A 9141-nucleotide genomic window follows, 5' to 3' on the forward strand; every position below is an offset into this window, starting at 1 on the left:
CCGCTCCTCTGCATTGATGTACAAGCAAAAAGGAATGAAAATGAACATCATTCAACAGCTCGAGCGCGAGCAGATGGATGCCGTGCTCAGGACCCGCACCGTGCCGGAGTTCGGCCCCGGGGACACCGTCAAGGTGATGGTGAAGGTCATCGAGGGCGAGGGCAAGAGCCAGTCCGTCCGCCTGCAGGCTTATGAGGGCGTCGTCATCGCCCGCTCCGGCGGCGGCATCAACGAGAGCTTCACGGTCCGCAAGATTTCCTACGGCGAGGGCGTGGAGCGCGTGTTCCCGATCTACTCGCCCTACATCGCCGAGATCGAGGTTCTGCGCCGCGGCAAGGTGCGCCGGGCGAAGCTTTATTACCTCCGTGGCCGCCGCGGCCGCGCCGCGCGCATCTTCGAGCGCACGGACGTTCGCGCCCGCCGCCTCAACGCCGCCTGGAAGGGCTTCAAGAAGCCCAAGGGCGAGGCTGACGATCTCTCGCAGATCAAGGGCATCGGTGCCGATCTCGCAGCCCGTCTCAAGACGCTCAACTGCTTCAAGTTCGAGCAGGTCGCCAACTTCTCCGACGAGGACATCGCCAACGTCGACGAGGCGCTGAAGCTCAACGGCCAGATCGAGCGCGACAATTGGGTGGGCGAGGCGCAGAAGCTCGTCGCGGAGGCGGCTGCTGCGGAAGTGCCGGCCGAGGAGGCAAAGGAATAAGCGGAAGCTACGGCGCGAGCCGGCCTTTCCCGCGATCAGACGGCGGCGCCTCCGGGCAGCCGCCGTTTTGCTGTCACGGGACCAATTCCGCCCCGAGCGTTGCGCGAGGGACGATTCGGACTACATTTCACACGTGATCAGCGGGGGAGAGGCCCCTACCCATGATGTCGAACGTCGAAGTCAGCCGCGCGCAACTGCGTGAAACCGGCCAGATCAAACGGCACGGTCCCGAAGCCTTCGCGGCCATGCGCAAGGCGGGCCAGCTCGCCGCGGCCGCGCTCGACATGATCGGGCCTTACGTGGAGCCCGGCGTGACTACGGAGGAGCTCGACGACCGCGTGCTCGCGTTCGCGCTCGATCACGGGGCGATCCCTGCGCCGCTCAACTACCGCGGCTTTCCGAAGTCGATCTGCACCTCCGTCAACCACGTGGTCTGCCACGGCATCCCCGGCCCCAAGCCGCTACGGGAGGGCGACGTCATCAATATCGATGTGACGCTGATCGTCGACGGATGGCACGGCGACACGAGCCGCATGTATGCGGTCGGCGCCATCAGCCGGCGCGCGGAGCGGCTGATCGAGGTCACCTACGAGGCGCTGAAGCTCGGCGTCGCGCAGGTGAAGCCCGGCAATACGCTCGGACACATCGGCGCGGCCATCCAGGCGTTCGCGGAGCAGGAGCGCTGCAGCATCGTCAGGGACTTCTGCGGGCACGGTCTCGGGCGGCTGTTCCACGATCGGCCGAACGTGCTCCACTACGGGGAGGCCGGCGACGGCGCCGTCATGGAGCCCGGCATGCTGTTCACGATCGAGCCGATGATCAACCTCGGCAAGCCGCATGTGAAGGTGCTGTCGGACGGATGGACCGCGGTGACGCGCGACCGGGAGCTTTCGGCGCAGTTCGAGCATACGGTCGGCGTCACGGAGACCGGCGTCGAGGTGTTCACGCATTCGCCGGCCGGACTCGAGTGGCCGTCCCGCAAGAGCTGATGCGGGCCTGACCGATGCACGATCCCGGCGCGCGAGACCCGAAAGCGGCTCCGGAGCGGGGCGCGGCGGACGCGCCGCAGGACGAGCCCGATCCGCAAGGCGCCTTCCTCGAAGGGCCGCAGCCGCTCTACACCGGCCACCGGGAGCGCCTGCGTGCGCGGTTCCGGCAGGCCGGGGCCGACGCGCTTCCCGACTACGAGCTCATCGAGATGGTGCTGTTCCGCGCCATTCCGCGTCGCGACACCAAGGATCTCGCCAAGCGCCTGCTGGGGCGTTTCGGCTCCTTTGCCGAGGTCGTCAATGCGCCGGAGGCGCGGCTCAAAGAGGTGCGGGGCGTGGGCGATGCGGTCATCACGGAGCTCAAGCTGATCCGGGCTGCGGCGCTGCGGCTCATGCGCAGCGAGATCGCCTCGCGCCCCGTGCTCGGGAGCTGGAGCCAGGTGCTCGACTATCTGCGCGTGGCGCAAGCCTTCGAGCACCGCGAAGAGTTCCGCATCCTGTTCCTCGACAAGAAGAACGCCCTGATCGCCGACGAGGTGCAGGGACGGGGGACGGTCGATCATACGCCGGTCTATGTGCGCGAGGTGGTGAAGCGGGCGCTCGAGCTGTCGTCGAGCGCCATCATTCTCGTGCACAACCACCCCACTTGGCCTTTTCGATCACGTTCAATCACGCCACATCACCTTGAAACACAATAATTTTTAGGCTTGTCGTAGAGTCGGCCATTGTGGCATATTGGGGTCGGTTTTAAGGGGATCGAAGCCCTTTTTGACCCCAGTCGCCGACCCCACGAACCCGTCGAGCGACCCCAGTTGGAAGCCGACGGAGAACCCCAGTGCCAAGCCTTACAGATGGAGAAATTCGCCGAGCCCTGAAGCAGGTGGAAACGACCGGCAAGCAGCTCAGCCTTGTCGATGGCGAGGGTCACGGAACCGGCCGGCTGGTCCTCGTGATGAAGCCCATGCCTACCCGCGTGACCGCGGACTGGATGGCGCAGCAATGGCGCGACGAGAAGCGCCTCAAGAAGAAGCTCGGCTCGTATCCCTCGATGCCCCTCAGCAAGGCCCGCGAGATATTCAACCGCGACTTCGCGGAGCTGATCCAGAAAGGCCGTAGCATCAAGATTGCCGGCGACACGCGACCGGGAACCGTCGCCGATCTCTTCGAGGCGTATGTCGCCTACCTCAAGGGGGGTGGGAAGTCGTCTTGGAAGGAGGCGGAAAAGGGCCTCAACAAGATCGCCGATACGCTAGGACGCAACCGCCCGGCCCGCGATATCGAACCGGATGAGATCATAGCGATCATTCGCCCCATCTATGAGCGCGGCAAGCGTTCAATGGCCGATCATGTGCGCAGCTACATTCGATCCGCCTTTAGCTGGGGCCTGAAATCCGAGCACGACTACCGCTCCACCGCCGCGCGTCGCTTCCGGCTGACCTACAACCCTGCCGCCGGCATACCGACCGAACCCAAGACCATCGGAACACGCTGGTTGAGCGAGGAAGAGTTCGTTCGGCTCTATCGCTGGCTCGAATGCCCCGACACCCCGGTTCATCCCTCCTATGCCCGCGCTGTCCAGATCATCATGCTGACCGGCCAACGGGTCGAGGAAATCGCTCGTCTGCATGTCGATCAATGGGACGCCAAGGAACGGATCATCGACTGGACCAAAACCAAAAACCTTCAGCCGCACGCTGTTCCGGTGCCCTCGTTGGCTGCCGAACTGATCGAGTCGATTATCCCGAACGAACATGGCTGGTTCTTCCCCTCTGCCAAAGACCCGTCGAAGCCCGTCAGCCACGGCACACTCTACAGCTTCATCTGGCGCCAGCGGGATCGCGGGGTGATCCCCCATGCGACCAACCGCGACCTCCGTCGCACCTTCAAGACCCTGGCCGGAAAGGCGGGCGTCCCGAAAGAGATCCGCGACCGCCTCCAGAACCACGCCTTGCAGGACGTCAGCTCCAAGCACTACGACCGCTGGAATTACATGGTGGAAAAGCGCGCCGGCATGGCGAAATGGGACAAGTTCGTCCGCGCCATGCTCGCCAAGAAGCGCATGAAAGCGGCGGCATGAGCCTCCGGCGCCCCATAAAGCGGAAGCGAGAAACGACTATGCGTATCGTAATCGGCCTGGCGTTACTGGCTGCGCTGACCACAGCGACCGCGGCCAAGGCCGATCCCTGCAAGGCCATTCCCGACCGCGGCCCGATGCCGTCCTATCTCCACAGGGGCGCACATTTCTCCGGTCCCGTGGTCTATGTCGGCGACGGCGACTCCCTGTGCGTGGCTGTGGGCCAAGGGCCAGCCAACTGGGTGGAGATCCGGCTGGAGGATTTCTACGCGCCCGAACTCCACTCCCCCACCGGCCCTGCTGCCAAGGCCGCGCTGGAAAGACTTGCCATGGGCCGGAACGCGGAGTGCGTTGCCAACCATAGGTCCTACGACCGTGTGGTTGCCACCTGCCGGATCGGAGGACGCTCCATCGGGGATTTATTGAAGGCGGTCGGAAACATCGAGGGCGGCAACGGATACGAGCAAAGCAAGCGTTAGCCCGACCTTTGGTGGCGCTTAGATGCGATCTGAAAACCGATCATAGGCATCGATCCGCCGGACCGGGGGATCGACCTCATACCTATAGATTTCCGTTCTCAAGAACCGCAGCTCGGCCTCGCGTTGGGCTTCGGGAACGTCGATATACCAAGCGCGGGGCTGCGGGCCGGGACCACCGTTCCAGCGGTATCCCCGCGCCTTGAGAACATCCTTGAGGTCGAAGGGCGAGTTCTCCGCCCAGATGCGCCAAGCGACAGTACGAGCGCCATCCAGAAGGCGGCTAAGACCCGTAACGCCAGATCGGGGCAGCCGCATCGCCAACAGCTCGATCGTCGCAAGGCAGTCGTGCATCGCGCGGTGGCGATCATAGAAGAAGCCGGCCGCCTGAGCGAGATAGGCGAGCTTCGCACCCTCGAATCCTTCCGCCGCCCAATCGATCTGGCTGAGCGAGCAGGCCCAGGGTTTCGTCGAGAACACGTCGCTGAAGCGTTCGAGGAAGCGGCGATCGAACGCCGCGTTGTGTGCAATGACGAGCGAGGCCGGTGCCGCGAATCTGGCGACCTCGGCGGGATCGATGACCTGGCCGGCCACCATTTCATTCGTGATACCGGTGATCGCGGTGATTTCCGGCGCGATCGGCTCGCTCGGCTGACGCAGCCCTAGGAAGCTGTCACCCACACTGAAAACGGTGCCATCCAAGCCGTAATTGAATGGCGTCATGGCGAGTTCGATGACCTCGTCGCGCTGAGGATCGAGCCCCGTAGTCTCCACGTCGACCACCAAGCCAAGGCGCAGCGGCGCGCCTGGAGGCGGAACGATGTGAGGGCGCGGCTTGAGACGCCGGATGATCCGGTAATCTCCCGTGGCCTCCAGCGTCTGCGCCAGGGTCTCCAGATGCTCAGAAGATGTCGTCATCGTGCACTTCATACCCAGAGGCTTGGGTCATGCCGGTCCAGGCCTGAGCAAAACACAGACGTCATCCCTTGGTGTCATGATCGTTGTGCGCGCCCTTGCGCGCGTGACGCTGACCCGAAAATTCTGACGCGCCTGCGTCATCGCCCCATCGTGGACATTGCCGGAGACGATCCGATCAGGATTAGCCACGATCTCGCCTTTGAAGCGTTTTGGCCATCCTTCAAAGATGACAACCTCGTCGAATTGCTTTCCCTTCGCCTTGTGCATGTTCATCACCACGATGCCGGATTCAGGCTTGTGAGCTGTTGCGAAATGCTCCTGAACAAACGACTGGCGGGTGATCGCAAGAGCGTTGCTATAGCCGCTGACGTCACGCCAGTCCTGAGCCAACCCCTGACGGAGCTGTGTACCGCGCTCAAGCAGACGCACGTTACGGACCTCCTTTGCAACATCCTTCAGTCGCTCACAGGCCCCAGCATCCAGCACGCCGCGCACCGCGACCCAATCTGCGCCCGGATCGCCCGTGAACGTCAGCGCAGCAATTGCCTGATGCACGGCATAGGTTCCCTGCAAGACGCTGTTACCAGGCGTCGGTCGTCCTTTCGCTAGACATTCGTTCCACTTGGACAGCGCCTTCCGGAACCGCGCAGCCTCGTCCATGTCTCTCTTGGTCGGCGTTGCACCACCTCGACCGTGGAAATAGCTGCACATCAACTCGACAAATTCGTCGAAACATCCGTCATGCCCGCGCTGTTGGAGCAGGAAGGCGATGATCTCCGCAGCCAGGATCGGGCCTTCCATATCGACGGCGGCCATATGGGAAATGGGCGGGACATTGCCGAATGGCTCGCGCAGAATATCCGACACCATCCGGGTCATTTTCTTGGTCGGCACGAGAATCGCCAATGACCAATCGCTCCGGCCAGTTTCGATCAACCGCTTCCGGGCTTGCAGCACCTGACCGACCAATGAGGCATAAGCTTGGTTGGGATTCGACTCGAACAGCGCGCAATCGATCCCCTTGTAGTCGTTCTGGCAAAATTTCCCCGTAAGGATGTCGTTGCCGAATAGAGCAATCTCAGTCCCCTTACTCCGATGGTTGTCACCGGCGAGATCGTGAACCGTCGGCGCGAAGGCTGCCGTGAAGTGGTTCAGCCTTTCCGGATCGGCGCCGATGAAATCGAAGATGCGCTGCTCCGGGTCGGCAAGAGCGATCAACGTGCTGTTGGCACCGAGGGCCTGGACCACCCGCCATTGATCGGCGCTGGTGTCCTGAAACTCATCCAGGATAATGTACGGATACATCGTAGAGATGAGCGCTCGAACCTTATCTGAGCCGTGAAGCAGGGTTGCCACGCGGTCTGCAAACAGGTCGAAGCAGACCTTCCCTTCTTCGGTCGCCAACCGGACACGCTCCGCCACCTCCTTCACGCGCTTCTCGGCCTTTTCCTCATCCGACAGATTCCTGGCCGCTTTGTAGCCGCTTCGAACCGCCGACAATGCAATCGCCTCATTCGGAGGCGTGAGGATCGTCATCCGCCGTGGGAAGCCGACGAGATAGCCATGCGTTTTGAGGATGCGCCAGAAGAACGAATGGTAGGTATCGACCTCGATCCGTCGCCTCTCCTCCCGCGTGATCGCGCTTTCTTCGTCGATCGCCTCAAGGACGCGGGAAACGGTGGCCCGCGCGAAGCTGAGGAAAAGGATACGCTGACCGGGCTTCAATTCCTCGCGCGCGATCTTCGCTGCCTTGAGGATGGAAACGGTGGTTTTCCCCGAACCGGGACCGCCGGTGACGAGCTGATGCCCAATGGACTGGAGAATTGCCTTCTGCGTTTCGGTTAGGTCGACCACCGCGCAATCGCCTATCCCAAGATGTCAGCAAAAAGATCTTCGCCATCGGCCTCGGCCGGTTGAGGTGGCGGGTCACACGCTGCCTTCAAGGTGGTGCAGGCATCGCGCAGCCACTGAGGGATTTCGACTTCGGAGCACTGGGCTAAGAACTCGGCTATTCCCCAATTACCTTTTGACCATTTGAAATAAGCTCCAAGCGCGGCAGCCGCTTGTGCTTTTGGATTCGGATACTGGTTCAGCAGATGCTGCGGCCAATCGAGTTGATCGGAAAATCGCTCCAATGCAGCCTGCGTGGTGTTGTTGAGGATCAGATCCTCAATGCCCTTCTCGTCGTGCATGAACAGGCGTTCCACCTGGGCCTCAATGGCAGCCTTGGCGGCATCTGTCTGCTTGTCGCACAATGCAAAGGTCCGCTTCCCGAGGCTCTTGTATAGGGCCCCAAGGTCGGCGATCTGGGTCTCGCTTCCGGCGTCGATCACGCAGACGCCCAAGGCTTCCAGAGACGCATAGGTAGCCGGACTAAGCTCGGCCAGTCGCCGCGCGACGACCGGGAAGGAGGTCGCCTCCGTAGCGCCTTCGGCGATGAGGACACGGCGCGAAAGTAGCCCCTCGCAAAAACGGGTCCGGAAATCCTGCCGATAACGCTTGTGCTTAATGCTCTCCGGCAACTCGATTTTGGATTGGCTCAGTTGGCCGTTGTCCGATCGCGAAAGGATGACGGTTTCGTCGAGGCTGAACTCTTCGAGCACATACGGCGAGTGCGACGTGAAGAGCGACTGCGCCGACAGTTTGCGCAGCTCATGGACAATCCGCTTCTGCGCATATGGCGGAATTGCCGTTTCGGCTTCCTCCATCGCAAAAATGACATTCTGCTTGTCCTCGGCGATCTGTGACAGCATCGCGAGCACCAGCATATTGATCGTCCCCGTTCCCTGCCGAAAGAAGGGAGCGGCGTGATCGCCCGCACCCGTGGCGATGAACGCGGTGATGACCTTGCGCAAATGCTCGCGCGTCAGGTTCGACACCTTCAGGTGCGGCTTCACCCCCCATTCGCGTGGGACGTATTTCTTCAGCGACTTGTCGATGCTCTCGAGCACGCCCGAAATGCCAATGGCCGGGTCGCTCGCTACATCGATGGCTGCAAGCGTTCCGATCGTCCCTTCCCACATCTGCGGCCGGATTTCCTTCAGCCGGAGGATGATGTCCAGCAGGCTGCCGTGTTCCAAGCTGAGCGCCCGAGATCCTGTCCTCAACGACCGCAGGAAAAGAAATCCGCAGTGCTGCTTGTCCTTCTTCGAGAACGATGCAGGTGTCTCATCCTCTGAAAGGCTGCGCGTGAAATAGCTGTTGCCGACGAAGTCATCCTCATCAGGATCGTATTGGCCGACGAATGTGACACGCAGCGCGGCCTTGATCTCGGCAGCATCGACCCCGGCCGGGTCGGCCTCCTGATAGAAGTCTCCGGTAGTAGTATTCAGCCACTCGACGTTGGCTCCAAATCGTGCCTCCTGCTCCGGCGACAGATTGGTGATCGTCACCTCGACCGTGATTTTCGGCGCGGGGCCTGGCTCCGCGCCCTCGGGAGCATCGGGGTTTGGGCTGGGAAGATAGCGCCCCTGATAGAAATCATGCTCATCCACGGGTGGTCGCCGGCTCAGCCGGTCCGGCCCCAAGGCGAGATCGATCGCCTCGAATACTGACGATTTGCCGGTATTGTTGTCGCCGATCAGTACGGCGTGATCAGGCAGCACCAGTTTTGCCGACTGGATGCCGCGAAAATTTTCGATCACTACCGAGAATATCTTCAACGCCCCGCCCCCTTTAGGCCCCCATTCGGTTAGCCCGCGCAGCTATATTTGTACATCGCGCCATGAGCGCTTCGAACGGCTCGGCGTCATCGAAGAGCAGCCCGTCCTCGACCATGTGGGCATAGTCTTCCTTCAGCGCCTTCGCGCCGTCGCCGACCGGCACGAGCTGCAAGCCGCCGCTGACAGCCGCTGCATAGTCGATCGGCGTGCGGTCGGCGGCTTTCTCCGCGAAGAACATCGACTTGTGCCGGGCGACAGCGCTGACCAGTTCGCGATCGGCGAAAGCAGCTTCCGCGAAGCCGGCTTCATCCAGCCGGAC

Annotated in this window: 8 protein-coding genes and 1 pseudogene; 5 read left to right on the forward strand and 4 right to left on the reverse strand. The window is 62.0% G+C overall.

Translation table 11 applies throughout. The annotated features are described in order from the left end of the window. Window positions 1-40: 40 nt before the first annotated feature. From rplS to V7082_RS20585, 5 genes are all read left to right on the forward strand, one after another. Complete coding sequence (gene rplS / locus V7082_RS20565) at window positions 41-703, forward strand: 50S ribosomal protein L19 (protein WP_334151479.1); 663 nt, start codon at window positions 41-43, stop codon at window positions 701-703. 164 nt (window positions 704-867) lie between these two features. Next, window positions 868-1692, forward strand: a complete 825-nt coding sequence (gene map, locus V7082_RS20570; RefSeq protein WP_334151487.1) for a type I methionyl aminopeptidase — start codon at window positions 868-870, stop codon at window positions 1690-1692. 14 nt (window positions 1693-1706) lie between these two features. Then, window positions 1707-2390, forward strand: a complete 684-nt coding sequence (locus V7082_RS20575; protein WP_334151481.1) for a JAB domain-containing protein — start codon at window positions 1707-1709, stop codon at window positions 2388-2390. 137 nt (window positions 2391-2527) lie between these two features. Beyond that, window positions 2528-3769: a tyrosine-type recombinase/integrase gene (locus V7082_RS20580; RefSeq protein WP_020818530.1), complete on the forward strand. Its 1242-nt coding sequence runs from the start codon at window positions 2528-2530 to the stop codon at window positions 3767-3769. 38 nt (window positions 3770-3807) lie between these two features. Beyond that, complete coding sequence (locus V7082_RS20585; RefSeq protein ID WP_025160753.1) at window positions 3808-4245, forward strand: thermonuclease family protein; 438 nt, start codon at window positions 3808-3810, stop codon at window positions 4243-4245. A gap of 18 nt (window positions 4246-4263) precedes the next feature. On the opposite strand, the gene V7082_RS20590 is transcribed toward V7082_RS20585, so the two are convergent. The 4 genes and pseudogenes from V7082_RS20590 to V7082_RS20605 form a co-directional block, all read right to left on the reverse strand. After that, on the reverse strand, window positions 4264-5160 hold the full coding sequence (locus V7082_RS20590) for a 3'-5' exonuclease (protein ID WP_025160752.1): 897 nt from the start codon (window positions 5158-5160) through the stop codon (window positions 4264-4266). A 27-nt stretch (window positions 5161-5187) separates the two neighbouring features. Then, the gene (locus tag V7082_RS20595) at window positions 5188-7014 is read right to left on the reverse strand and encodes a UvrD-helicase domain-containing protein (protein WP_020818533.1); all 1827 of its coding nucleotides are present in this window, start codon (window positions 7012-7014) and stop codon (window positions 5188-5190) included. An 11-nt stretch (window positions 7015-7025) separates the two neighbouring features. Beyond that, complete coding sequence (locus tag V7082_RS20600; RefSeq protein ID WP_020818534.1) at window positions 7026-8822, reverse strand: ATP-dependent nuclease; 1797 nt, start codon at window positions 8820-8822, stop codon at window positions 7026-7028. 13 nt (window positions 8823-8835) lie between these two features. Next, window positions 8836-9141: pseudogene (locus V7082_RS20605) on the reverse strand (nucleotidyl transferase AbiEii/AbiGii toxin family protein); the annotation flags it as partial.

It is taken from the genome of Hyphomicrobium sp. (genome assembly GCF_036833075.1).
Taxonomy (GTDB): Bacteria; Pseudomonadota; Alphaproteobacteria; order Rhizobiales; family Hyphomicrobiaceae; genus Hyphomicrobium_C.

Bases quoted from the DNA above. Each gene is read 5' to 3' on its own strand.
- rplS (WP_334151479.1), top strand. From the start codon at position 41: ATGAACATCATTCAACAGCTCGAGCGCGAGCAGATGGATGCCGTGCTC.
- map (WP_334151487.1), top strand. From the start codon at position 868: ATGTCGAACGTCGAAGTCAGCCGCGCGCAACTGCGTGAAACCGGCCAG.
- V7082_RS20575 (WP_334151481.1), top strand. From the start codon at position 1,707: ATGCACGATCCCGGCGCGCGAGACCCGAAAGCGGCTCCGGAGCGGGGC.
- V7082_RS20585 (WP_025160753.1), top strand. From the start codon at position 3,808: ATGCGTATCGTAATCGGCCTGGCGTTACTGGCTGCGCTGACCACAGCG.
- V7082_RS20590 (WP_025160752.1), bottom strand. From the start codon at position 5,160: ATGACGACATCTTCTGAGCATCTGGAGACCCTGGCGCAGACGCTGGAG.